The following is a 24,839-nucleotide window of genomic DNA, read 5'->3' as shown; positions in this document are numbered from 1 at the left end:
GCATGTTGCCGGTAAAATGAAATTAACTGTTGGTTTCTAACAGTTCAATGATTTGGTTTGCAACCACTTTTGCACTCTGATCATCGGTATGGATAGTGATATCCGCGATCTCTTCATACATCGGATTGCGTTCATCGGCCAGTTTGACCAGGACTTCCCGGACCGGCTCATCGACCTGTAACAACGGACGCTTTTTATCGCGCTGTGTCCGGGCCAGTTGTTTTTCAATATTGGTCTCAAGGTACACAACCACACCCCGCGCAGACAGGCGGTTGCGGGTCTCCCGTGACTTGACGGAACCCCCGCCGGTAGCCAGGACGATACCCTGCTTTTCAGTCAGTTCATTGATGATTTTTTCTTCACGCAGTCGAAAACCTTCTTCACCTTCGACATCAAACACCCAGCCCACATCGGCTCCGGTGCGGCGTTCAATTTCCTGGTCGGAATCAAAGAATTCCATATTTAATTGCTGAGCCAGCTGACGACCAATAGTACTTTTGCCGGCACCCATCGGGCCGACAAGAAAGATATTGCGTTTCTCTGCCATGTTTTTGGTATAACTAAGAATATTCGTTAATGATAACCCGCCCCGCTCACCCGATCAGCGGCGGGACCTCAAATGAAACCTCATGAGTGAATCTGCGTGAGTAACCTGAAATTATCTCAGCACATTCTGCCCGATTGCAACCATACCGGCACGAAACCGGAAAGATATCTCAGGTGCTGCTGTGTGACGCCTGTCGCAATCCGGCCTCTGAACATCCGCACATACTATCATAACGCCTGCGAAAAACCGCGCCTTATATTTCCGTGAATCCTCCTGAAAACAGGAGCTGTGCAGAAACATAAGGCGCGATCTGAGAATCAGGACGTTGTCCGTCAACGGATTAACGGCATATTTTACGGCGGCAGTGATTTCATACCTGCTAAATTTGCTAACTCTTGTATGCTAAATCGTTGCAATCGTCAAATGTATAACACCGCAGAGCCGGTAAAAAAATCCGTTATTCTGCGCATATTTCCCGTAAATAATGATACAACCCACTGATACTTATACAATTACTAAATATCGATCAACTGCGGTGTAATGAATATCACTAATTCACGGCGGCTGAGTTTATCGTATTGATGGGTAAAAAGCTTTCCCATCAATGGGATCGACGATAAATACGGCACTCCGGTTACCTGTCTGCCTTTATCCTGCTGAAAAATCCCCCCGAGGATCAGCGTTTCCCCGCTGCGGACAATCACCTGTGTGCTGATTTCCTGCTTATCAATGGAATACTGCTCACTGCCGTTCTGCATCAGCGCCACCCCGGGGGCATTGCGGCTGATATGCAGTGTCAGACGCACTTTATTATCCCGCAGAATCTGTGGTGTCACCTCCATGCCCAGCACCGCCTCACGGAACTGCACCTGTGAACCGGACTCATGGTTTTGTGTGGTGTACGGAATTTCCGCCCCCTGTTTGATACTGGCGGGATGTTCATGCGCCGTGGTCAGGCGCGGGCTGGCGACAATATCCAGCTGCTGTTCCTGCTCCAGCGCACTCAGTTCCATCTCCAGCAGATGCCCGCCGAGACGGGCGATATTGAAGGTGAACGTGTTGTTCCCCCGTGCCTGATGCAGCTGCAGGCGGTTGCCGGACTCCGGTGACGGCAGTACCGTTCCCCATTGCAGCCCCAGCTCATGCAGCCCCTCCCGCGAGCCGGACACAATATGTGCCGTAATCTGTACCTGCTGCTGCGGCTGATCCATCTGTGCCAGCCAGGCTTCCGTCCGCGACAGCACATCCGCCTGTGCTTCTATAAAGAGGGAATTTGTCAGCGCATCGGCCTCCGGCATTTTATTATCCGCAAACCATTCCCCGTGATGCTGTTTCAGCAGAGCCAGCATGTCCGCCGCATCCGCATATTGCAGGGGAAATGTGCGGCTCTGACTGCTTTCCGGTATCAGCGGCGGATCGTACATCACGGGGAATTCTGTCAGCGCAGCCGGTTCCTCATTAATAATGACAGGCTGAAAAAGATCCCGCGGATGCTGCCCGCCAAAAGCAGCCGCTGCCAGCAACAGGCTGCAGCCGGTGATCAGCCGGGCCGCTGACGTTGCATTATTCATCATCATGCCATTCCTTTTCCGGATCCGGTGAATCCGCGCCCGGTAATGCCAGATGCAGTGTCATCTGCAATAACGGCGGGGATGAGGAGATTCCGGGTGTCAGCGGGTGCAGCGAGAGCCGGGTGATCGGCAACGGAGTCAGCGCTCCGCTGAGGGTATCGAGCAGCGCCGCCAGCTCCGGGTAATGCGCCTCAAAGGTCAGCACCCAGCGTTCCGGCTGTTCCGGCGGCTCCTGCTGCCAGCCGGTCAGCAGCGGCAGCACATCTTCGGGCAGCAGGGCAAACAGCGGCGGGATATCCGGGGGCGGCAGAACCACCGTTTCCGGCACCTGCTGTTCTGACAATGCTGCCAGCCTCTGCAACTGCCGGCGCTGTATTTCCGTTTCTCCGGCTGCCGGCTGCAGATAAAAACACCAGAACACCACGCCGGCTGATAACCAGATCCCGGTCATCACTCCCCACTGCACGCGCCGGTACTGCGCACAGCGCCATATTGTGTTCAGATTCATGACCGGCTCCTCCCGGTCACCAATATAAACTGCCGGATACCGGCTGTTTTGTGATGTTGCAGATTGATCAGCCTGAGCGGCATCAGCCCCGGTACAACCTGGTGTAATAAAGGATGCGAAGGCGCGATCACCTGATGGCGGTTCACCGACAGGACATGGCGCACACTGTTTTCTGTATCATACTTTTGCCGCTCTGCCTGATAACGCGCCAGCCAGGCATCTTCCGGCAATTGCGCCTGCAAAAAAACCAGCAAATCCCGGAAACGACGGTTTTCCTGTGCGGTTTGCTGCTGCCGCAGATTTTCCGCTTCCGCCTGCCACTGTACCGCGCGCTGACGGGCAAATTCAGCCCGTTGCGGCTCAAGACGGATTTCCCGCTCATCAAATGCGGCCTGTAACACCACCAGATGCTGCACATTCAGTGAATGAAGCAGATAAACCGGCAGCAGTGCGAATAACAGCACACTTCCTGCTATCAGAAACCGGGCAGCCATCCGGCGGCAGATTTGCCGTTTCAGCCGGGAGCGCCAGGCGGTCAGGTTCACTCGGTGTGTCATAACCTATCCTCCCCGCAGAGCACCATCCCTGCCGCCGCCGCATAACCCGGCGGGACATCATCTGCCTCCGCATTGCGGTAACGCAGGCATTCCGGCTGCCATGCCTGCGGCAGCAGTGCAGTATCATGCAGGCAGCGCAGCTCCGCCTGTGAATCATCAAAACCCTGTGTTTTCAGCTCCGTCAGCAATGACGGCAGAGTCAGATCAGCCCGTCCGCTCAGTACCGGCTGCATTTCACCGGCTGTCCAGCAAATACTGTTCCCCTGGCGGAAAACCAGCCAGTCCTGTGCAGCCACACCCCGGGTACGGGCAAAACAGCGCAGCGCACAGGGAATAATGCCGAGCACCGTCAGATCCGCACGGAGTTCCGCCGCCAGCGACAGCCACTGTTCACGGACAGTGCGGTGCAGCGCCGTCAGAATAATATCGCCGGAAAACCGCCGGTAATCATAGATAAGATCCTGATGACGTGCCGGAAATGTGCGCGCCAGCCAGGCTTCAATCAGCGGCACTACGGCAGACTGCGCCACACGGCTCTCCGGCAGGCGGATCTGCTGCTGAAGACAGAGTGATACAGGCAGTGCCGCCCGGCAAACCGGCCGCCCGCAGATCCGCCGCCGCCATGGCGCCAGTGCAGCCGCAACCGCAGACAGACCGGGCACACCGTTTTCGGTTGATTCCGTTTCCGGCAGTATCAGCGTGATAAAATCCTCAAAACACCACCTCCGGCGTGCGCGCCGCGCCAGTGCTATCCTGATTTCCCCGTCCTGAAGCGAAATTCCCGCCATCCGTGAAATAATCCGCATAAATCATCCCTGTATTATTGATATGAGAAATACCTTTTTTCTCTTAATTTTCTGCTGGTTATAAAATACGTATTCAAGAAACGCATGAACCTTTATACTACAGGGTCGCTGTTTATAAACTGTCCACCACACGGCTAACGGAAATTTTCAGGTGAAGTTCTTAAAGTATTTATTGATCTTTGTTGTCTGTTGCATTTTTCTTGGAGCAGCATCGATATACGGCATGTACAAATATGTCGAGGCAGATCTGCCCGATGTGGCTACGCTGAAAGATGTCAAATTACAGACCCCAATGCAGATCTACAGTGCGGACGGCGAACTGATTGCCCAGTTCGGTGAAAAACGCCGGATTCCGCTGACACTCAGCCAGATCCCGCCGATGGTAAGGAATGCCTTTATCGCGACGGAAGACAGCCGTTTCTATGACCACCACGGAATCGACCCGATCGGGATTTTCCGTGCCGCCTCTGTTGCCATGACCTCCGGACGGGCATCACAGGGCGCGAGTACTATCACACAGCAGCTTGCCCGTAACTTCTTCCTGAGCCCGGAAAAAACCGTTATCCGTAAAGTAAAGGAAGCGTTCCTGGCCATCCGTATCGAGCAGATGCTGACCAAAGATGAAATTCTCGAGCTGTATCTGAACAAAATTTACCTCGGTCAGCGCGCTTACGGCGTGGGGGCTGCGGCCTATGTCTATTTCGGTAAAAGCCTTGATCAGCTGACACTCAGTGAGATTGCCGTGATCGCCGGGCTGCCGAAGGCACCGTCCACCTTTAACCCGCTTTACTCCAAATCCCGTGCTCTGGCCCGCCGTAATGTGGTGCTGACGCGGATGCTGGAAGAGAATTACATTACCCGCGCACAGTATGATGAAGCACGCAATGAGCCGATCGACGCCCGTTATCACGCCCCGGAAATTGATTTTTCCGCGCCGTATCTGGCGGAAATGGTACGGATGGCCATGATTGAAAAGTACGGTGAAAATGCCTATACCGATGGCTATAAGGTCTACACCACCGTTAAACGCAAAGATCAGCTCAGTGCTGAAGATGCGGTTCATACCGGTATCATCGACTACGACATGCGCCACGGTTACCGGGGCGCTCAGCAGGTATTGTGGCCGCAGAACAGCGCGGCATGGGATACAGAGCAGATCCTGAGCAAACTGAAAACATTACAGGTCTACGGTCCGCTCAATCCGGGTGTTGTGCTGAGTGCGGATGCTAACCGCGCACAGGTGATGCTCAAAGACGGCTCCACCATCGATCTGACCATGGACAGCATGCGCTGGGCGCGTAAGTTTATCTCTGATCGCGCTATGGGCCCGGCACCGCGTGCGGTAAACGGTGTGGTGCATGCCGGTGAGCAGATCTGGGTGCGTCAGAATAAAGACCGCTGGATGCTGGCACAGATACCGGATGTCAACTCTGCCCTGGTAGCGCTTAATCCGACAGATGGTGCGGTGATCGCACTGGTCGGCGGCTTTGATTTCGAACTGAGCAAATTCAACCGTGTCACCCAGTCTCTGCGCCAGGTGGGCTCCAGCATCAAACCATTGCTGTACACCGCCGCGCTGGATAAAGGTCTGACACTCGCTTCCCTGCTCAATGACCTGCCGATTGTCCGTGCCGACGGCGCAGGCCCGGACTGGCGGCCGAAAAACTCACCACCGCGTTATGACGGCCCGATCCGTCTGCGCCAGGGGCTGGGACAATCGAAAAACGTGGTGATGGTGCGGGCCATGCGGGCAATGGGCGTGAATTATGCCGCCGATTATCTGCTGCGCTTCGGCTTCCCGGACAGCAACATTGTCCGGACAGAATCCATGGCGCTCGGCTCATCCTCCTTCACCCCGATGCAGATGGTGCGCGGCTACGCCGTGATGACCAACGGCGGCTATCTGATCGACCCGTATTTTATCAGCCGGATTGATAACACTGAAGGCAAAGCCCTGTTTACCGCAGAGCCGAAAATTGCCTGTCCGCAGTGTACCAACATCCCGGTCATTTACGGTGAAGGCTCACATGACCTGGAAAGCAGTCTGAATAAAGATGCGCTGGAAAACGACGTAGCCAAATCAGACAGCCAGCCGCAGGAAAATGACCAGCCTGCCGCGCCGGAAGCCGACCTGGAAAAAGCACCGCTGGCAGGAAGTGATTCTCCGTATGCACCGCATGTGGTCAGCACTCAGGTGGCCTTCCTGATCAAAGACGCCATGAACTCCAATATCTATGGCGAACCGGGCTGGAGCGGAACCGGCTGGCGGGCAATGCGGGATATCAAACGCCGCGATCTCGGCGGCAAAACCGGAACCACCAACAGTTCAAAAGATGCCTGGTTTGTCGGCTACGGCCCGGACATTGTGGCGGCAGTCTGGATTGGTTTTGATGAAAACGCCCGTGACCTTGGTCGTGGTGAGGCCGGTGCGAAAAGCGCTCAGCCAATCTGGAACGACTTTATGAAAGTCGCACTGGAAGGTGTGCCGGAGCGTAAAGACCCGCCACCGCCGGGAATTATCTCCGTTCAGATCAACCGCAGCACCGGTAAACTGGGCTCCGGCGCCAATTCCCGTTCCGAATACTTTATCAAAGGCACCGAGCCGACAGATTACGGCGTGTCGGAAGTGGGAACGACGATTATTCAGCAGGACGGCGGTTCGGAAGAACTGTTCTGATTAAGCGGATAAAGACAGAAGGGCTGCCTGCGGGCAGCCCTTTTTTTCAATCGCTGTTACTTAACACAAATGCATGTCTTTTTTCGATGATTAACGCTGACCGATTTGTGTTAAAAATAGCTTAGTGGCCGGTACGCTGTAAAAATTGCTGCGCCAGGAACAGCGCGGTAATATTACGCGCTTCGTTAAAATCCGGATGCGCCAGCAGATCCATCATCTTACTGACCGGCCAGCGCTCCTGAACCAGCGGTTCCGGCTCATCGCCCTCCAGCTTTTCAGGATACAGCCCTTCCGCCAGCAGGATATTCATCTGCCCGGAAAAATAGGACGGAGACATGGTAACGCGGCGCAGTGGTGTCAATGTGCGGGCACCAAACCCGATTTCTTCTTTCAGCTCACGGTTAGCGGCAGTCAGCATATCCTCACCGGGGTCGATCGCACCTTTCGGGAATCCCAGCTCATAGCTGTCCACACCCGCCGCGTATTCCCGGATCAGGATAAGCTCGTTATTTATCACAGGGACAATCAGGACAGATTCACGGGTTGCAGGGCGCATACGCTCATAAATCCGTTCCGCACCATTACTGAATTTCAGTGCAACAGACTGGACAGTAAACAAACGGGATTGGGCAACAGTCTCGATGCGGATAATTTTCGGTTTTTGTAATTCTGCCATGTATGCCTCTGTACGTAATATAAAAACGCAGTACAACCATACAGCGTAAAACTGTACAGGGTGAAACAGTACCGCTTTGCGAATAAGTAAAAACCGGGGTAAATTCCCGGCTCACTCACTTATTGCTCTGCTTCATATTACCCGTTCCTGAGACAAAGAAAAGCACCGGGCGGGATGACTAAATAACGGTGACACACAGCATAATCAGCAGGTAAAAGTGAAAATAATCAGTTATAACAGACTGTTATTTAAAATAATTCTTTTTGCATAATCAGAAAAGGCCGATTTTTTAACGGCTTCCTTCACTGTTATGCTGCACAGGCAATTACAACGGGGAAAAAATGACTATCACCCTCATTATAACAACCGCTCTGGTGATCGGTTGTCTTATAATGGTTTCGGTTATCAGCCGCCGGCGGAAACAGCGCCGGGCGGGTTATGTGTTACCTTCACTGGCCAGTCTGACACACCACCGCCCGGGTGCCTGTGAAATTCAGGCCATTGAGCACCATCTGACCCGCGCTGCCCGGCAGGCGGTCAGTAATGACCTGCATTTTACATTACCGGCTTTCCCCAAAAAAAGTGATCACGTCTATCGTCTGTGCAACCGCATCACCCGGTATGCCATCCCGGAGAAAAACGGACAGCAGTGGCATTACTACATTGAAGGCAATGAAGTTTATCTGCCTGCGGTTCTGGATGAATTTATTCAGACCACAAATGTCATTGATGTGATGTTTACTGCCGGAATACCGATGATTGTCGGGCTGAACGGTCATGATTTACGTGAGTTTACTGACGACTATGCGCTGGCAGAGCCAATGACAAAAAATAATGACGTACCGGTACAGGCCGCGATACTGACTAACAGCAATGCTGATATTCAGTTTCTCGGCACACGCAGAGAGAGCCGGCAGGAATATAACCTGCAACACAGTCACGGGTTTATCAGCGGTACGCTGATTATCTGCGGCGTGCTGACGGCACTCACTGCGGTCTTTATGCCGCCGTTTTTATTTTACTGGATGATCGCCGCCGGTGCCGGACTGCTGTTGCCGGGTATCATATTATCCCTGATCCCGATCAGTAACCGCCGCCGTCTGCGGGATATTCAGTGCTACCGGGGGATCCCGAAACGCTGGGGTCTGTTCGGTGATTTTGACCACAGCCAGAAGCACAGCATTTCACTCGGCGGTATCGACCTGATTTACCCGCGCCACTGGGAACCCTGGCTGCATCAGGATCTGGGCACGGTCACACAGATTGAAATGTATGAAGACCAGCAGGTTGTCCGCCAGGGGAAATATCTCTCCCTGCGCGAGGAAGCCACCCGCTTCCCGTATCGCCGTTACGGAAAAAATCTGCTGATCGCCCTGACCAGTGCCGTAGCCCTGCTGGTTCTGGCCTGTAATCAGCCGGTCAACCTGCCGGTGAAACTGGCACTGAACTGGCTGACCGGTACAGAAACCAAGGTCTCCACGAATTTCAGCGAACTCCAGAATATGCCGCTTTATGTGGGGGATTTTCTGGAAGCCAAAGGCGTGGGGATGTGTTACATGCCGCCGAACCTCTCCGCGCAGGACAAACCTAATTTCCGCGCGTTTGACTGCTCCGGTATCTACTGGAACAACGCCTCTCCGCTCCCGGTTCCCGAGTCCGAACAGGTTGATCGCGCCGCCGCACTGCTTGCCGAACTGAGTAACCAGCTGCATCCTGATGCCGGGGCCCGTAAGGTGAACGACAGTCTGCGCAATGTTATCACCCGCTCCGGGATGAGCCTGCTGGACGACTTTTCCTCACTGGTACTGAAAACCCAGGCGTTATGTGAATTTGAAAACAGTGACTGTGTGCGGCTGAAAAACGCCCTCGTCAATCTGGGAAATTCCCCGAACTGGGAAAATTTATTAGCCCGCGCCAAAGCCGGTAAACTGGAGCAATCGAATGTTTTATTGCGTCCGGCAAGTGCCGAGGCCTTGGAAAAGCTGGTTATCGCCACCACATCTACAGCTATAAACAAAGAAGTGGAAAATGCGGCAATGCGGCTGAACAGTCCGCCGCCGGGTGGGGTGCTGCTGATCAGTGATGAAGGCAAATCCCTGGTGGAGAACGCCCCTGTCAATGAACAGACTGAGGAAATGCCACCGCTGGCGCACTGGCAGTCCCTGCAGAAGCTCTCCAATATGCTGCTGCACACCCCGTTTGAGGTTCAGGGCATTGTCACGGGTGTGTCTGTGGATGCCAACGGCACCCGTCATATCCTGCTGCACTTTCAGCCGGATAGTCTCATGCTGGCGCGGTTTATCGGCAGCTGTATTTTACTGGCCGTCTTTTCCCTTCTTGCCATTATCAACGGCATCTATACGTTTATCCGCTGGCGTCAGCGCCGCCGCCGGATGACGGATATCCGCCGTTATTACGACAACTGCTTCCGGCACGACTACCCTTCTTCTGAGGTGCAGCCGTAACGGCTGCACTGTCTGTCACGGAGTAACCATGCAACAGGCTTCACAGGTCACAGAGCCTGTCCGCCTTGATAAATGGCTCTGGGCGGCCCGGTTTTATAAAACCCGCTCTATCGCCAGAACCATGATTGACGGCGGCAAGGTTCATTATAACGGGCAGCGGACCAAGCCCGGAAAACTGGTCGAAAACGGCGCGGTTATCGTCCTGCGTCAGGGAAATGATGAACGGACAATCCGCGTGCTGGGGATCACAGACAAGCGCCTGAGCGCGCCGCTGGCACAGACACTCTGGGAAGAAACCCCGGAGAGCATTGAAAAACGTGAAAAAACCGCACTTGCACGTAAAATGAATGCCCTGACGATGCCGCACCCGGAACGACGTCCTGATAAAAAGGAACGACGGACATTGTTGAAATTTAAACACAGTAATTCAGATACCGCTGAATAACCGGCGGTTAAGACGAGAGAAAATTATGTCTGCACGACAAGATACATTACACCGGTTCCTGTTTAACAAAAGTGATGTCCGGGGAGAACTGGTCAATGCTTCCGGCACATTACAGCAGATTCTGGATAATCATCATTATCCGGAGCCTGTCCGCCGCCTGCTCGGTGAACTGCTGGTCTGCACCAGCCTGCTGACCGCGACCCTGAAATTTGAAGGGGATATCACCGTTCAGATCCAGGGGGACGGGCCGGTCCGTCTGGCCGTCATCAACGGCAACGACCGCCAGCAGATGCGCGGTATCGCCCGTATGAACGGAGATGTCCCTGCCGGTGCCGGTTTCCACGACATGATCGGCAAAGGTTTTATGGTCATCACGATTACGCCGCGTCAGGGTGAGCGTTATCAGGGTATTGTGGCGCTGGAAGGGGATACCCTCGAAGCATGCCTGGATGCCTATTTCCGTCAGTCTGAACAACTGCCGACCAGCCTGTTTGTCCGCGTTGCGGAACACGACGGTAAAATGCAGGCTGCCGGGATGCTGTTACAGGCCCTGCCGGCATCGGCAGAAGCCCGTACGCAGGAAGAAACACAGAACATGTTCAGCCACCTGATGCAGCTGACCGCCACCATTTCGTCTGATGAACTCTTTACCCTGGATGCCGAAACCATCCTGTACCGTCTCTATCACGAAGAAGACGTTATGCTGTATGAACCGGCACCGGTAGCGTTTCATTGCGGTTGTTCCCGCGAACGCTGCGCAGATACGCTGGTCACTCTGCCGGAAGACGATGTTACTCATATTTTGCAGGAAGATGGCAAAATTGATATGGAGTGTGAATATTGCGGCGCTCATCATATCTTTGATGAACAGGATATTCATGAAATCCGCACTCAGAAAAACGCTTCTCTGCACTGATTCGTTTTAGCTGACGCAACACCAGGCCGCACCGGGCTCCCCGGATGCGGCCTTTTTGTTTATTTTTTCTTATGGTATCGAGCCAGCTCACAAAATAAAGCCAAATAAACTCCGGATTTTCATTTATTTGATAGCAATCGCTGTTAACCAGTCGTAAACAATTATGATATGCGGAGATATTCCGACAACCCGGAGGCTTTGGATGAGCGTAAAAACGATGGCTGTGAATGAACTGGAGCAGTATGGTATCCGTGATGCCGCAGAAATAATTTATAACCCGAGTTATGACTTACTTTTCGATGAAGAAACCCGCCCCGGCCTGACCGGTTATGAACACGGTGTCGTCACCGCCAGCGGCGCGGTCGCGGTGGACACCGGCATTTTTACCGGCCGCTCACCGAAAGACAAATATCTGGTCAGAGATGATCTCACCCGCGACACCGTCTGGTGGGCGGATCAGGGAAAAGGCAAAAATGACAACAAACCGCTGTCACAGGACACCTGGAATTCCCTGAAACACCTGATCACCAACCAGTTATCCGGCAAACGCCTGTTTGTGGTGGATGCCTTCTGCGGCGCCAATGCCGATACCCGCCTGAAAGTCCGCTTTATTACCGAGGTTGCCTGGCAGGCACACTTCGTCAAAAACATGTTTATCCGCCCGGATGAAAACGAACTGCATGATTTTGAACCGGACTTCATTGTGATGAACGGCGCGAAATGCGTGAATCCGGACTGGCAGGCACAGGGACTGAACTCTGAAAACTTTGTGGCGTTCAATCTGAGTGAGCGCATCCAGCTTATCGGCGGCACCTGGTACGGCGGTGAGATGAAGAAAGGTATGTTCTCCATCATGAACTATCTGCTGCCGTTACAGGGCATTGCCTCCATGCACTGCTCGGCAAACGTGGGTGAAAAAGGGGATGTGGCAATTTTCTTCGGCCTGTCCGGCACCGGTAAAACCACCCTCTCCACCGACCCGAAACGCAAACTGATCGGTGATGATGAACACGGCTGGGATGATGACGGTGTCTTTAACTTTGAAGGTGGCTGCTACGCCAAAACCATCAATTTATCTGCGGAAGCGGAGCCGGATATCTATCACGCCATCAGCCGCGACGCGCTGCTGGAAAACGTGGTTGTCCGTCCGGACGGCAGTGTGGATTTTAACGACGGCAGCAAAACCGAAAACACACGGGTTTCTTACCCTATCTATCATATTGAAAATATTGTTAAACCGGTCTCCAAAGCGGGTCACGCCAGCAATGTGATTTTCCTGACCGCCGATGCCTTCGGCGTATTACCGCCGGTGGCGGAACTGACACCGGAACAGATGCAGTATCATTTCTTATCCGGTTTCACGGCTAAGCTGGCAGGTACGGAACGCGGCGTCACAGAGCCGACACCGACGTTCTCAGCCTGCTTCGGTGCGGCATTCCTGACACTGCACCCGACACAGTATGCAGATGTGCTGGTTAAACGGATGAAAGCCGCCGGGGCAAAAGCGTATTTAGTGAACACCGGGTGGAACGGAACCGGAAAACGTATTTCAATTAAGAATACTCGTGCTATCATAGACGCCATTCTTAGTGGGGATATTGATAAAGCGGCGAAACATACGCTGCCGGTCTTTAATCTGGCCATTCCTCACGAACTGCCGGGTGTTGACAGTCATATACTCGACCCGCGCAACACGTATGATAATGTGGCGCAGTGGCAGGAAAAAGCGGAAGACCTTGCAGGGCGGTTTATAAATAACTTTGATAAATATACCGACACGCCGGCAGGTCAGGCTCTGATTAGTGCAGGGCCTTCGCTGTAACCGGATAACAAGAAAAGTAGTGTGAGCAACACAGTAGCCCCGGGTCAGATGATCCGGGGCTTTCTGTTTTATTGTGCAGGCGGCAGGTCAAACAGCAGGATTTCACTGTCTTGCGCGGCGTTCAGGCTGATTAACGATTCATCCCATACCGCCACACCATCACTGGTTTTCACTGTCTGGTCATTAACGGTCAGTTCACCTTTCACCACCTGGATCCAGATCATCCGTCCGCTCTGAGGCTGATATTCCCCCCCTTCACCGGCAGCCAGTGTCCAGCGCCACAGAGTCATGTCCTGAAAGACTTTCAGCGAACCGTCACGGGCATCCGGGGACAACACCAGCTGGCGTCCGTTCGCCGCATCAAACCGGCGCTGCTCATAGCGCGGGGTCAGACCGGTTTTTTCCGGGATAATCCAGATCTGATACAGATGCAGCGGATTGTCATTATCCGGATTATATTCCGAGTGGCGGATCCCGGTTCCGGCGCTCATGATCTGGAACTCACCGGCAGGCACCTGTTCTTTATTCCCCATGCTGTCCTGATGCTCCACCGCACCACCCAGCACATAGGTCAGAATTTCCATGTCTTTATGCGGATGGGTGCCGAACCCCTGGCCTTCCGCAATAAAGTCTTCGTTAATGACCCGCAGGGCAGAAAAACCCATAAAATCCCGGTCATAGTAATCGGCAAACGAAAAGGTGTGCCAGCTGTCGAGCCAGCCGTGGTTGGCATGGCCCCGTTCATTTGCAGGGCGTACATAGATCATTATTTTTCTCCTCAATCTGATGAGGATAAGTTTACGTCCTGCCGCTAATTTCACCAGTAGCCGGGTTTAACGCAAGGATTCAAAAAATTTGAATAAGTAGAGAGAGGGGGATACGGAGATAACCATTAAAACCATCTTCTTTCAGACCCGGGCTGCGGGATAACCGGCAAAGCGGAAAGTCGCTGACACATCCCTGCCGCTTCACGCTTTCCTTTTTTTGCCGGTTAACCCCTCATGTACTTAAACTCAGAAAAAACAGAAAAACAGAAAAACAGAAAAACAGAAAAATTAATCTGCTAAATCATCCGGTTTGTGGCAAGGCGGCGAAGTGAGGATATCCCCGGGAGCATACATCAGTATGTGACCGGGGTAGCCGAACAAAGCCAACACAGCCACAGGCCGGAGGATGACGCAGAAAAGCCAACGCACCTGCGGCGCGAATGGATAAGGGGAAAAAAGGGGAAAAAAAAGCCAGCACGTGGCTGGCTAAATAAACACTGGAAGCAATGTGAGCAATGTCGTTCTTTCATCTGAACCCTGAAGGTGGTCATCTGAAAGTGATTTGATGATAATAGTTCTCAGTATCATTTGTAAAGCACTTTTTGCTCAATATTTCATATAATCACTGCTGTTTTCTGTTAACTCACTGATACGGTGATTTATTTTAATAAAATTAAATAATTCCATAGCGTTATCAGGGATTAAACATCCGGTGAAAACGGCAGAGCCTGCGCACATGCCCACGCTGAACTCCACGCCCACTGGAAGTTATAGCCGCCGAGCCAGCCGGTAACATCGGTCACTTCGCCGATAAAATAAAGTCCCGGCACATCACGGGCTTCCATGGTTTTGGAGGAAAGCGCCTGCGTGTCCACGCCACCGAGTGTGACTTCGGCGGTCCGGTAACCTTCTGTGCCGTTCGGCTGCACCTGCCAGTTTTGTAACTTCTCCGTGATTTCCTGCTGTGCGGCTTTGGATAACTGGTTCAGCGCAGTATCCGGCAGGTCACCGGTTGCCTGCAAACACTCCACCAGCCGTTTTGGTAACAGCTTTGCCAGTGCATTACGCAGGCTCAGATTCGGGTGTTTTTCCCGCTGCACGGTGAAAAACTCCGCCAGATCGGTGCCCGGAAGTAAGTTAATGCTCACATACTCACCGGGGTGCCAGTAGCTGGAGATTTGCAGAACCGCAGGGCCGGACAGGCCACGATGGGTAAATAAGATATTTTCCGCGAAGCGGGTGCCATCCTGTGCGGTGACTGTGGCAGGCACTGCCACGCCGGACAGCGTCTGTAAGGCTTCCAGCAGCGGTTTATGCAGCGTGAAAGGGACCAGCGCGGCACGGGTCGGCAATACCGGCAGGCCAAACTGCTCCGCGAGGCGGTAACCCAGCGGTGTCGCACCCAGCCCCGGCATCGATAATCCGCCGCTGGCCACCACAAGTGAGTGAGCGCTCACAACCTTTCCGTTTACCGTCACACAGAAATCATCTCCCTGTTTCTGTACCTCCGTCACTTCGCTGCGCAGGCGGATAACCACATTTCCCTGCTCACACTCCGCCAGCAGCAAATCAACTATCTGTTGTGCGGAATCATCACAGAAAAGCTGGCCGAGGGTTTTTTCGTGATACGCAATCTGATATTTCTGCACCAGGGCAATAAAATCCCACTGTGTGTAACGGGCAAGTGCCGACTTACAAAAATGCGGGTTTTTACTCAGGTACGCCGCCGGTTCGGTATACAGGTTAGTAAAATTACAACGCCCGCCGCCGGACATCAGAATTTTCCGTCCGGCTTTTTTGCCGTTATCCAGCACCAGTACACGCAGCCCGCGCTGCCCTGCCTGTGCGGCGCAAAACAGTCCGGCGGCACCGGCGCCGATTACAATCGCGTCAAACTTTTCCAAAATAGTGTTCTCTGTGTCTTAAAATGTGGAGAAATTCCGATAAATGTCTTAAATTTGTCATAATGATTAAATAAGGCCAAAAATTTATTCTTTTCAAAAAAGGAGTCTAATCCGATGATATACAAGGATTAATAATTTCTTAAGCTGATTTGATAAAGGTATCAAATCAAAAAAAGGCCATATTTCACTTCCCCGGGACGCATTTGTCGCTGATAATGCGCCGCGTTCATGTCCAACAACTGGCTTAACGTCTATGCTACATCTATTTACAGGCCTGGAATTTCACACCGGCCTTTTGTTAGTACTGGCACTGATCTTTGTGCTGTTTTACGAAGCCATCAACGGCTTCCATGATACCGCAAACGCGGTAGCAACTGTTATCTATACCCGTGCAATGCGCGCACAGCTTGCTGTCGTCATGGCGGGTGTGTTTAACTTCCTCGGGGTACTGCTCGGCGGTCTGAGCGTGGCGTATGCGATCGTGCATCTTCTGCCCACGGACTTACTGCTGAATGTCAGTTCGGCCCATGGTCTTGCCATGGTCTTTTCCCTGCTTCTCGCCGCTATCATCTGGAATCTGGGCACCTGGTACTTCGGTATCCCGGCCTCAAGTTCTCATACCCTGATCGGCGCCATTATCGGGATCGGCCTGACCAACGCAATTGTGACCAACAGTTCCGTGGTTGATGCGCTGAATATTCCGAAAATGATCAGCATTTTCCTTTCTCTGATTCTGTCACCGCTGGTCGGCCTGGTGATCGCCGGATTAATGATCTGGTTCCTGCGCCGCTACTGGAGCGGCACGAAGAAACGCCGCCGTATCCACTTAACACCGGCAGAACGTGAGAAAAAAGACGGCAAACGCAAACCGCCATTCTGGACGCGTACCGCCCTTATCCTTTCCGCAGTCGGCGTCAGTTTCTCACACGGCGCAAACGACGGGCAGAAAGGTATCGGTCTGATTATGCTGGTTCTGATTGGTGTCGCCCCTGCCGGCTTTATGGTGAATATGAATTCCAGTGATTACGAAATCGCCCGTACGCGCGATGCGGTGGTCAACCTGGAGCAGTATTACACCACGCATAAGGATGCACTGGCACACGCCATTGAGCTGACACCGGCACTGAACACGGAGAATACCGTTCTCAATGAACAGTTCCACTGTGACAGCTCGCGTACCGGTATCGTATTGAGACAGGCTCAGGATCTGCTCGGTAATATTCATACCTATGATGATTTATTACCGGAACAGCGCAGCCATATGCGCCGTCTGCTGATGTGTATTTCGGATACCGCCGCAGAAGTGGCGAAATTACCGGAAACCAAACCGGAAGATGCGCGTTTCCTGAAACGTCTGTCCAATGACCTGCTGAATACCGTTGAGTATGCCCCTATCTGGATCATCATTTCTGTCGCGCTGGCGCTCTCTCTGGGTACCATGTTCGGCTGGAAACGTGTTGCAGTGACTATCGGTGAGAAAATCGGTAAGAAAGGCATGACATACGCCCAGGGCGTGTCTGCGCAGGTCACCGCGGCGGTCTCCATTGGTGTGGCAAGTTATACCGGGATGCCGGTGTCCACCACCCAGGTGCTCTCCTCTGCGGTGGCAGGTACGATGATTGTTGACGGTGGTGGTGTTCAGACCAAAACCATCAAAAACATCATGCTGGCCTGGATCCTGACACTGCCGGTATCCATTATCCTGTCCGGCACACTCTACTGGATCTCCCTGCAGATTATCTGACAGCAGGTTGCCATCCTCTGAAACTGAAAAGCCTGACACGTGTGTCAGGCTTTTTTTTGCATCCGGTTACCGCTTACGGCCAGATAATCATCATCAGCAAAGAGGCAATCACAATCCCGCATATCGCACTGATCATGGTGAACTGACGGCGGATACGTCCGCAGCGTAAAATCACTTCAGGATCATGATGAGTGAGATATTCCCGCTGATTGATATAGCGGATAAGGCGCAGCTGTTTCTGCCACTGGGTGTGGTCAGTAAACGCATTATTGCCGCCGACAGCGTGGTAAAGCAGCGGGTCGCTGTCACGCAGGACGAAGAGTAATGCCCGGGTGGATGAATAAAACCGGATCATGTTAATCAGACAAAGAAAACATAACGCCCAGAACAGTGTAAGTATACTGAACATAATCCACTCCTTAGACTATCTGCGGAGAAGGAACCGGTGATATCAGTGTCTATCACATCATACTGACAGTATTTTATGTATTCAGTATGGACAATGCTGTGAAGTTCCACAAACTCTCGCATTCTTTCACGATAATCTTCTGAAAATATCCGTTTTGCCACACTCCGCCTTGTGAGAAGTGCGCAGACTGGTATATCTTATAAATCAGATATTCTCTGCTGCTGATAAAAGCATTGAGTTGTGATCAGCATTACACTCTTTAATGATATTAAGCAGTTATAGTATTCATAAAGGATAGCGGCGCAAGCCCTGCCAACCCCTTAACCTTTTGAACGGAAGGAGTTTCTTATGGCATATAAACATATTCTGGTCGCAGTCGATCTTTCGCCTGAAAGTGAAGTGCTGGTAAGCAAAGCAGTTTCTATGGCAAAACCTTACAACGCCAAAGTTTCTCTGATCCACGTTGATGTCAATTACTCTGACTTATACACCGGACTTATCGATGTAAACCTGGGTGATATGCAGCAGCGTATTACTGAAGAAACCAGTAATTCACTGAAAAACCTGGCGAAGAACTCCGGTTATGAGATTCAGGAAATGCTCAGCGGCAGCGGTGATCTCGGTCAGGTATTAGTCGATGCCATCAGAAAATATGATATGGACCTGGTTGTCTGCGGACACCACCAGGATTTCTGGAGCAAACTGATGTCTTCCGCCCGCCAGCTGATTAACACCGTTCATGTCGATATGTTAATTGTTCCGCTGCGGGATGATGATAACGCATAATCCTCTGCTGAAAAATTATTCATATAAAATGCCTACTTATGCAGGCATTTTTTTTGGCTGAAAATGCGGCTGCCGGATCCGCCAAAAAGGCCGTCAACGAATTTTTTTTGTTATATATGAAAAAAACAGCTTGAAAACAGGATATAAACAAGAGATAAATTCAAGTGGTAAATGCAAACACATCTCACATTATTAGAAAAATAAAACAAAAATGTCCGGGATACCTCACAAAGTAACGTAACCCGATATCATTTGTGTCACAGATATGACGTACGCGAAAATGTTCCGGAGAACCTGCCCCGGGAGATAAGTGCGGCCTGCATAACTATTGCATGAATGAGAAGGGCATGACAGACAGGAAATCAACATGAGTAACTTTATCTCTTTGGAAACGTTTCTGGAAAATGTTCAGCGCCGTGACCCGTCACAGCCGGAATTCCTCCAGGCGGTGCGCGAAGTTTTCTCCACACTATGGCCGTTCCTTGAAAAAAATCCGCAGTACCGCGATCAGAACCTGCTCGCCCGCTTTGTTGAGCCGGAGCGTGTGATTCAGTTCCGCGTGACCTGGGTTGATGATCAGGGTCAGGTGCAGGTAAACCGCGCATGGCGTGTGCAGTTCAGCTCCGCTATCGGCCCGTTCAAAGGTGGTATGCGCTTCCATCCGTCCGTAAACCTCTCCATCCTCAAATTCCTCGGCTTTGAGCAGACACTGAAAAATGCCCTGACCACACTGCCGATGGGCGGCGGGAAAGGCGGCTCTGACTTTGATCCGAAAGGCAAAAGCCAGGGCGAAGTGATGCGTTTCTGCCAGGCGCTGATGACCGAGCTGTACCGTCATCTGGGTGCGGATACGGATGTCCCTGCGGGTGATATCGGTGTCGGCGGCCGTGAAGTCGGCTATATGGCGGGAATGATGAAAAAACTGTCCAATAACACCGCCTGTGTGTTTACCGGCAAAGGCCTCTCCTTCGGCGGCAGTCTGATCCGTCCGGAAGCCACCGGTTACGGGCTGGTTTACTTCACTCAGGCCATGCTGGAACGCCACGGAATGAGCTTCGACGGTATGCGTGTTGCGGTTTCCGGCTCCGGTAACGTGGCGCAGTACACCATCGAAAAATGCCTGTCACTGGGTGCGAAAGTGGTCACCGCATCTGACTCCTCCGGTACCGTGGTTGACGAAGATGGTTTCACCGCCGAAAAACTGGCGCGTCTGACTGAAATCAAAGACCGTTACGGTCGTGTGGAAGAGTATGCGAAAGAGTTCGGCCTGGTGTATCTGAAAGATCAGACTCCGTGGGCTGTTCCGGTGGATATCGCTCTGCCGTGCGCCACTCAGAATGAACTGGATCTGGCAGATGCGGAAGTGCTGATCAAAAACGGCGTTAAAGCGGTGGCGGAAGGCGCAAACATGCCGACGACTATCCCGGCAACCGATGCCTTCCTGGCCGCAAATGTCCTGTTTGCACCGGGCAAAGCCGCGAATGCAGGCGGCGTGGCAACATCCGGCCTGGAGATGTCACAGAACGCTGTCCGTCTCGGCTGGAAACGTGAAGTGGTGGATGAGCGTCTGCATCACATCATGCTGGATATCCACAATGCATGCGTTGAGTACGGTAGTGAGGAAAAACAGACCAACTATGTGCAGGGTGCGAATATCGCCGGCTTCGTGAAAGTCGCTGATGCCATGCTGGCGCAGGGTGTGCTGTAAGTCTGTAAACTGTTACTGAAAAACGTCACAGTGCCGAAGGGGGTATGACAAGCGGGAAGTCTCACTTGTTGCCCCTTCGCGAAACGGGAACTGCCCTGTCCCCTTTTCAGATGTTATTCAGTGTTATCCCTCTGCTTTCACGCAGGGATAAATATCAAAACGATGATTTTTGGTTTCAATCGCTGCAGCAGCTTTCTGCCCGGCTAACGGCTCTGCATAATCCGGACGTTTCACCACCACACGACGGGTTGCCAGCGCCAGCGCAGGTGCCAGCAGACGATCGGCATCCTCATCCGCGCCCACCAGCGACTGAAACACCCGCATTTCTTTCTTCACCAGCGCGCTTTTCTGCCGGTGCGGATACATCGGGTCAAGATAGACCACGTCCGGCGGTGGTGTGATGTCCGCCAGTGCCTCAATCCCGGACGCATGGATAAGGATCATCCTCTCCTGCATCCATTCCCCGATTTCACTGTCCCGGTAAGCCCGCTGCAAACCATCATCCAGCAGTGCCGCAACGACCGGATGACGCTCAATCATCCGCACATGGCAGCCCAGCGAGGCCAGCACAAAAGCATCACGCCCGAGACCGGCTGTCGCGTCCACCACTGACGGCAGATAGGATTTTTTTATCCCGGCAGCCTTTGCCACCGCTTCACCGCGTCCGCCACCGAAACGGCGGCGGTGAGCCATCGTCCCTCCGGCAAAATCCACACGGATCCCGCCGAGTTTCGGTTCATCACACTTGCGCAGTTCCAGCCCTTCCGCCGTCAGCACCAGCGCCATCGGCGCGGTATCATCATGCTCCAGACCCCACCGCACCGCCAATACATCAAGGGCGCAGCTGTCTGCGCCCTGTTCACACTGTAAACGAATCTTCACGTATTACCCGTTGATTCCGTAGCCTTTTAACATCGCATCCAGTTCCGGCTTACGGCCGCGGAAGCGCTCAAACAGGACCATCGGCTCTTCCGAGCCACCCCGGCTGAGAATATTATCCAGGAAGGACTGACCGGTGACCGGGTTGAAGATACCTTCCTCGCTGAAGCGGGAGAATGCATCCGCCGCCAGCACATCGGCCCACAGATAGCTGTAGTAACCGGCTGCATAACCACCGGCAAAGATATGACTGAACGCATGCGGGAAGCGGTTCCACGGCGCGGCAGGCACCACAGAGACTTTCTCTTTCACAGACAGTAAGGTCGGCATGACCTGCGCGCCGGTTGCCGGGTCATATTCCGCATGCAGGCGGAAATCAAACAGCCCGAACTCCAGCTGACGCAGAATAAACATCGCAGACTGATAATTCTTCGCCGCCAGCATATTGTCGAGCAGTGACTGCGGCAACGGCTCGCCGGTTTCATAATGACCGGAGATAAAGGCCAGTGCCTCAGGCTCCCAGCACCAGTTTTCCATAAACTGGCTCGGCAGTTCGACCGCATCCCACGGTACACCATTGATGCCGGAAACATCCGCCACATCAATCTGTGTCAGCATATGATGCAGACCGTGCCCAAACTCATGGAACAGTGTCAGCACTTCATCATGGGTAAACAGCGCCGGTTTGCCGCCGACCGGTTTGTTAAAGTTACAGGTCAGATACGCGACCGGTTTTTGCAGGGAATTATCTTTGTGGCGCATACGGCCGATGCAGTCATCCATCCACGCCCCGCCGCGTTTATGCTCACGGGCATACAGATCCAGATAGAAACTGCCGCGTAACTCACCGTTCTTATCAAATAAATCAAAGAAACGAACATCCGGATGCCAGGTTTCCACCCCGAAACGCTCTTTGGCGGTGATCCCGTAGATCCGGCGGATAACTTCAAACAACCCGCTGATCGCTTTTTCTTCCGGGAAGTACGGGCGCAGCTGCTCATCACTGACCGAGAACAGATGCTGTTTTTGCTTATCCGCAAAATAGGCCATATCCCACGGCTCGAGTTTATCAACGCCGTAATGTTCTTTGGCAAACGCTGCCAGCTGAGCCACTTCCTGCTCACCCTGATGATGGGCGCGCTCCGCCAGATCATTCAGGAAATCCAGCACCTGCTGCGGGTTTTCCGCCATTTTGGTGGCGAGGGATTTTTCCGCGTAGTTTTTAAAGCCGAGTAACTGTGCCAGTTCATGACGCAGCGCTAAAATCTCTGCCATCACACTGCTGTTATCCCACTTACCGCCGTTCGGCCCCAGCTCGGAAGCGCGGGTGCCGTAGGCTTCGCTCATTTCTTTGCGCAGCTCGCGGTTATCGGCGTAAGTCATTACCGGCAGATAGCTCGGCATATCCAGGGTAAACAGCCAGCCCTTCTCACCTTTGGACTCCGCCAGTGCCTGTGCAGCCGCAACCGCACTCTCCGGCAGACCGGCCAGCATGCTTTCATCGGTAATCAGTTTGCTCCAGCCCATGGTGGCATCCAGCACATTATTGCCGAACAGCGACCCCAGCTCAGACAGACGGGCTGAAATCTCGCCGTAGCGTTTTTGTTTCTCCGGTGGCAGACCAATACCGGATAACTCAAAATCACGCAGTGAATTTTCCACGGATTTACGCTGTGCCTGAGACAGTGACGCAAACGCCGGGCTGTTTTTCAGTGATTTATAGGCGTTATACAGCCCTTCATGCTGCCCCATCCAGGTGCTGAATTCAGACAGCAGCGGCAGACACTGCTCATAAGCTTCGCGCAGTTCAGGGCTGTTTTTGACAGAATTCAGATGACCGACCGGCGACCAGACACGGGATAATTTATCCCCGGCTTCCGCCAGCGGGACACACACATTTTCCCATGTAAAATCAGGTGCATGACTCACCACCTGCTCTACCGTCTGACGATAATTATCCAGCGTTTCTTTCACCGCAGGCACAATACATTCCGGATTGATGGCAGAAAATGCCGGTAACTGATTCTGGGTCGGGGTAAGCAAAGGGTTCATCATAAACCATCCTGTTGGCTGCTGGTGCACGTCCGCCACGGCGCACATACACATGAAAAATGAAAATCGAAACTCTCTATAAGATGGGGATACACTGCGGCAAGTTCAATGATTTTTAGTGTTATTATGCTGATTAAAAATCATTCCCATAAAAAATCGCATGATACTGATGTACCTCAAAGGAAAAAACACAAGAGAACTTTTGAATCCCTGCCGGAAAGCGTATACTGTGCAACCTCAAAACGGAAGATCATCGTCCCCGGTGGGGCGGCCGGACTTCAAATCCGGTTGGGGCCGCCAGCGGTCCCGGGCAGGTTCGACTCCTGTGATCTTCCGCCACTCAAGTTCAACACACCTCCACAAAATTCAACTAATCCCTTATAATACCTGCTATTAATGCATTTTCCAGTCTCCTGATGTCAACCAAGGTCAACCTACATCAATAGGTTTTTGGGGGCATATGAGGGGGCATTAAAAATTCACCCCAAAATGAGGTGCCCCCAATGACATTAACAGCCCGTCAGGTAGAGACTGCAAAGCCTAAAGAGAAGTCATATAAACTCTTTGATGGTGGTGGTTTATACCTTGAAGTTACCGCTAAAGGCTCACGCTACTGGAGAATGAAGTATCGCTTTGGTGGTAAAGAAAAAAGATTAGCTTTTGGTGTTTTCCCTGCCGTGACACTTGCTGAAGCGCGTGAAATGAGAAACCAAGCAAAAAAGGTACTCGCTGCTGGTGGAGATCCGGGAGAAGTCAAAAAAGAAGAGAAGGCGATTCAAAAGCTCAGTACAGGGAATACGTTTGAAGCTATTGCTCGCGAATGGCATAGATCTAAAGCAGATCGCTGGTCACTGCGTTATCGTGATGAAATTATTGATACCTTTGAAAAGGATATCTTTCCTTATATCGGTAAACGCCCAATAGCAGAAATCAAGCCATTAGAGCTGCTGGAAACGCTGCGTAAGATGGAGAAACGCGGAGCCTTAGAGAAGATGCGCAAAGTCCGCCAGCGCTGCGGTGAAGTTTACAGATATGCAATCATCACTGGTAGAGCGGAATACAATCCCGCCCCTGATCTGGCAACAGCACTAACTCCACCGAAGAAACAACATTTTCCATTCTTAACCACTGAAGAGTTACCTTATTTTCTGAAGGATTTAGCAGGATATACAGGTAGTGTGATCACTAAAACAGCGACTAAAATTATTTTGCTTACAGCGGTTAGAACACAGGAGCTACGTTTTGCTCGTTGGCAGGATATTGATTTAGAAAAAGGGATTTGGGAGATACCTGCTGAAGTAATGAAAATGAAGCGACCGCATGTTGTGCCATTATCAAAACAAGTGATCGAGCTATTTAATTCACTCAAACCACTATCAGGGCATTATGAGCTTGTCTTTATAGGCCGTAACGACCACAGAAAGCCGATCAGTAAAGAAAGCGTGAATCAGGTTATTGAGTTGTTGGGGTACAAAGGAAGGCTAACAGGACATGGCTTCCGCCATGCGATGAGCACGATTTTGCATGAGAAAGGATTTAACTCAGCATGGATTGAAACCCAGCTCGCGCATATCGATAAGAACGCGATCCGTGGTACTTA

At 52.3% G+C, this 24,839-nt stretch carries 20 protein-coding genes and 1 tRNA gene; 10 read left to right on the top strand and 11 right to left on the bottom strand.

The window, feature by feature from the left end:
• Positions 1 to 22: 22 nt before the first annotated feature.
• From aroK to N7387_RS03810, 5 genes are all read right to left on the bottom strand, one after another.
• Complete coding sequence (aroK, locus tag N7387_RS03830) at positions 23 to 547, bottom strand: shikimate kinase AroK (protein ID WP_004237896.1); 525 nt, start codon at positions 545 to 547, stop codon at positions 23 to 25.
• A 515-nt stretch (positions 548 to 1,062) separates the two neighbouring features.
• Positions 1,063 to 2,124: a secretin N-terminal domain-containing protein gene (locus tag N7387_RS03825; protein WP_279797040.1), complete on the bottom strand. Its 1,062-nt coding sequence runs from the start codon at positions 2,122 to 2,124 to the stop codon at positions 1,063 to 1,065.
• Positions 2,111 to 2,626, bottom strand: a complete 516-nt coding sequence (locus N7387_RS03820; RefSeq protein WP_279797039.1) for a hypothetical protein — start codon at positions 2,624 to 2,626, stop codon at positions 2,111 to 2,113. Before N7387_RS03820 ends, N7387_RS03825 begins: the two co-directional genes overlap by 14 nt.
• Positions 2,623 to 3,183 (bottom strand): hypothetical protein, encoded by a 561-nt coding sequence (locus N7387_RS03815; protein WP_279797037.1) that lies wholly within the window; start codon positions 3,181 to 3,183, stop codon positions 2,623 to 2,625. The genes N7387_RS03820 and N7387_RS03815 overlap by 4 nt, the downstream gene beginning before the upstream one ends.
• Positions 3,180 to 3,989 (bottom strand): hypothetical protein, encoded by an 810-nt coding sequence (locus N7387_RS03810; RefSeq protein WP_279797035.1) that lies wholly within the window; start codon positions 3,987 to 3,989, stop codon positions 3,180 to 3,182. The genes N7387_RS03815 and N7387_RS03810 overlap by 4 nt, the downstream gene beginning before the upstream one ends.
• A 151-nt stretch (positions 3,990 to 4,140) precedes the next feature.
• Here N7387_RS03810 and mrcA point away from each other — a divergent pair, with 151 nt between their 5' ends.
• A complete protein-coding gene (gene mrcA / locus N7387_RS03805; protein ID WP_274371089.1) occupies positions 4,141 to 6,666 on the top strand; it encodes a peptidoglycan glycosyltransferase/peptidoglycan DD-transpeptidase MrcA in 2,526 nt (841 codons plus the stop codon).
• Positions 6,667 to 6,787: 121 nt separating this feature from the next.
• On the opposite strand, the gene nudE is transcribed toward mrcA, so the two are convergent.
• Complete coding sequence (nudE, locus tag N7387_RS03800; RefSeq protein WP_262861093.1) at positions 6,788 to 7,342, bottom strand: ADP compounds hydrolase NudE; 555 nt, start codon at positions 7,340 to 7,342, stop codon at positions 6,788 to 6,790.
• Positions 7,343 to 7,683: 341 nt separating this feature from the next.
• On the opposite strand from nudE, the gene N7387_RS03795 reads away from it, so the two are divergent.
• The 4 genes from N7387_RS03795 (at position 7,684) to pckA (ending at position 12,990) form a co-directional block, all read left to right on the top strand.
• Entirely contained in the window at positions 7,684 to 9,807 is a 2,124-nt protein-coding gene (locus N7387_RS03795; protein WP_279797030.1) for an IgaA/UmoB family intracellular growth attenuator, read from the top strand.
• A 28-nt stretch (positions 9,808 to 9,835) separates the two neighbouring features.
• The gene (gene hslR / locus N7387_RS03790) at positions 9,836 to 10,252 is read left to right on the top strand and encodes a ribosome-associated heat shock protein Hsp15 (protein ID WP_004238575.1); all 417 of its coding nucleotides are present in this window, start codon (positions 9,836 to 9,838) and stop codon (positions 10,250 to 10,252) included.
• 25 nt (positions 10,253 to 10,277) lie between these two features.
• A complete protein-coding gene (hslO, locus tag N7387_RS03785; RefSeq protein WP_279797026.1) occupies positions 10,278 to 11,168 on the top strand; it encodes an Hsp33 family molecular chaperone HslO in 891 nt (296 codons plus the stop codon).
• Positions 11,169 to 11,370: 202 nt separating this feature from the next.
• The gene (gene pckA / locus N7387_RS03780; RefSeq protein WP_279797024.1) at positions 11,371 to 12,990 is read left to right on the top strand and encodes a phosphoenolpyruvate carboxykinase (ATP); all 1,620 of its coding nucleotides are present in this window, start codon (positions 11,371 to 11,373) and stop codon (positions 12,988 to 12,990) included.
• A gap of 68 nt (positions 12,991 to 13,058) precedes the next feature.
• On the opposite strand, the gene N7387_RS03775 is transcribed toward pckA, so the two are convergent.
• Complete coding sequence (locus tag N7387_RS03775; protein ID WP_279797023.1) at positions 13,059 to 13,757, bottom strand: pirin family protein; 699 nt, start codon at positions 13,755 to 13,757, stop codon at positions 13,059 to 13,061.
• A 701-nt stretch (positions 13,758 to 14,458) separates the two neighbouring features.
• Entirely contained in the window at positions 14,459 to 15,661 is a 1,203-nt protein-coding gene (locus N7387_RS03770) for an NAD(P)/FAD-dependent oxidoreductase (protein WP_108655823.1), read from the bottom strand.
• A gap of 253 nt (positions 15,662 to 15,914) precedes the next feature.
• Here N7387_RS03770 and pitA point away from each other — a divergent pair, with 253 nt between their 5' ends.
• Positions 15,915 to 17,405 carry an inorganic phosphate transporter PitA gene (pitA, locus tag N7387_RS03765; protein ID WP_025154892.1) on the top strand — a complete coding sequence of 497 codons (1,491 nt, stop codon included), beginning with the start codon at positions 15,915 to 15,917 and terminating at the stop codon, positions 17,403 to 17,405.
• 73 nt (positions 17,406 to 17,478) lie between these two features.
• Here pitA and uspB read toward each other — a convergent pair whose 3' ends face one another.
• Positions 17,479 to 17,814 (bottom strand): universal stress protein UspB, encoded by a 336-nt coding sequence (gene uspB / locus N7387_RS03760; RefSeq protein WP_025154893.1) that lies wholly within the window; start codon positions 17,812 to 17,814, stop codon positions 17,479 to 17,481.
• Positions 17,815 to 18,162: 348 nt separating this feature from the next.
• On the opposite strand from uspB, the gene uspA reads away from it, so the two are divergent.
• Positions 18,163 to 18,600 carry a universal stress protein UspA gene (uspA, locus tag N7387_RS03755; RefSeq protein ID WP_004904570.1) on the top strand — a complete coding sequence of 146 codons (438 nt, stop codon included), beginning with the start codon at positions 18,163 to 18,165 and terminating at the stop codon, positions 18,598 to 18,600.
• A gap of 367 nt (positions 18,601 to 18,967) precedes the next feature.
• Entirely contained in the window at positions 18,968 to 20,308 is a 1,341-nt protein-coding gene (gene gdhA / locus N7387_RS03750; protein ID WP_262861100.1) for an NADP-specific glutamate dehydrogenase, read from the top strand.
• A 123-nt stretch (positions 20,309 to 20,431) separates the two neighbouring features.
• On the opposite strand, the gene rsmJ is transcribed toward gdhA, so the two are convergent.
• Together rsmJ and prlC are read right to left on the bottom strand one after the other, a co-directional pair.
• Complete coding sequence (gene rsmJ, locus N7387_RS03745) at positions 20,432 to 21,190, bottom strand: 16S rRNA (guanine(1516)-N(2))-methyltransferase RsmJ (protein WP_279797014.1); 759 nt, start codon at positions 21,188 to 21,190, stop codon at positions 20,432 to 20,434.
• 3 nt (positions 21,191 to 21,193) lie between these two features.
• Complete coding sequence (prlC, locus tag N7387_RS03740) at positions 21,194 to 23,242, bottom strand: oligopeptidase A (RefSeq protein WP_046895319.1); 2,049 nt, start codon at positions 23,240 to 23,242, stop codon at positions 21,194 to 21,196.
• 241 nt (positions 23,243 to 23,483) lie between these two features.
• Here prlC and N7387_RS03735 point away from each other — a divergent pair.
• Both N7387_RS03735 and N7387_RS03730 read left to right on the top strand, forming a co-directional pair.
• Positions 23,484 to 23,578: transfer RNA gene (locus tag N7387_RS03735), tRNA-Sec, on the top strand.
• 164 nt (positions 23,579 to 23,742) lie between these two features.
• Positions 23,743 to 24,839 (top strand): integrase arm-type DNA-binding domain-containing protein (locus N7387_RS03730; protein ID WP_279797012.1); only part of this gene is annotated, 1,097 nt, incomplete at its 3' end.

It is taken from the genome of Morganella sp. GD04133 (assembly GCF_029835375.1).
In the GTDB taxonomy this organism is placed as follows: Bacteria; Pseudomonadota; Gammaproteobacteria; order Enterobacterales; family Enterobacteriaceae; genus Morganella; species Morganella morganii_B.
The sequence above is the reverse complement of the archived record's forward strand: the minus strand, read 5'-3'. Positions and strand labels throughout refer to the sequence as shown.

Coding starts and splice junctions, on each gene's coding strand:
- aroK (WP_004237896.1), bottom strand. CDS start 547: ATGGCAGAGAAACGCAATATCTTTCTTGTCGGCCCGATGGGTGCCGGC.
- N7387_RS03825 (WP_279797040.1), bottom strand. CDS start 2,124: ATGATGATGAATAATGCAACGTCAGCGGCCCGGCTGATCACCGGCTGC.
- N7387_RS03820 (WP_279797039.1), bottom strand. CDS start 2,626: ATGAATCTGAACACAATATGGCGCTGTGCGCAGTACCGGCGCGTGCAG.
- N7387_RS03815 (WP_279797037.1), bottom strand. CDS start 3,183: ATGACACACCGAGTGAACCTGACCGCCTGGCGCTCCCGGCTGAAACGG.
- N7387_RS03810 (WP_279797035.1), bottom strand. CDS start 3,989: ATGCGGATTATTTCACGGATGGCGGGAATTTCGCTTCAGGACGGGGAA.
- nudE (WP_262861093.1), bottom strand. CDS start 7,342: ATGGCAGAATTACAAAAACCGAAAATTATCCGCATCGAGACTGTTGCC.
- N7387_RS03795 (WP_279797030.1), top strand. CDS start 7,684: ATGACTATCACCCTCATTATAACAACCGCTCTGGTGATCGGTTGTCTT.
- hslR (WP_004238575.1), top strand. CDS start 9,836: ATGCAACAGGCTTCACAGGTCACAGAGCCTGTCCGCCTTGATAAATGG.
- hslO (WP_279797026.1), top strand. CDS start 10,278: ATGTCTGCACGACAAGATACATTACACCGGTTCCTGTTTAACAAAAGT.
- pckA (WP_279797024.1), top strand. CDS start 11,371: ATGAGCGTAAAAACGATGGCTGTGAATGAACTGGAGCAGTATGGTATC.
- N7387_RS03775 (WP_279797023.1), bottom strand. CDS start 13,757: ATGATCTATGTACGCCCTGCAAATGAACGGGGCCATGCCAACCACGGC.
- pitA (WP_025154892.1), top strand. CDS start 15,915: ATGCTACATCTATTTACAGGCCTGGAATTTCACACCGGCCTTTTGTTA.
- uspB (WP_025154893.1), bottom strand. CDS start 17,814: ATGTTCAGTATACTTACACTGTTCTGGGCGTTATGTTTTCTTTGTCTG.
- uspA (WP_004904570.1), top strand. CDS start 18,163: ATGGCATATAAACATATTCTGGTCGCAGTCGATCTTTCGCCTGAAAGT.
- gdhA (WP_262861100.1), top strand. CDS start 18,968: ATGAGTAACTTTATCTCTTTGGAAACGTTTCTGGAAAATGTTCAGCGC.
- prlC (WP_046895319.1), bottom strand. CDS start 23,242: ATGATGAACCCTTTGCTTACCCCGACCCAGAATCAGTTACCGGCATTT.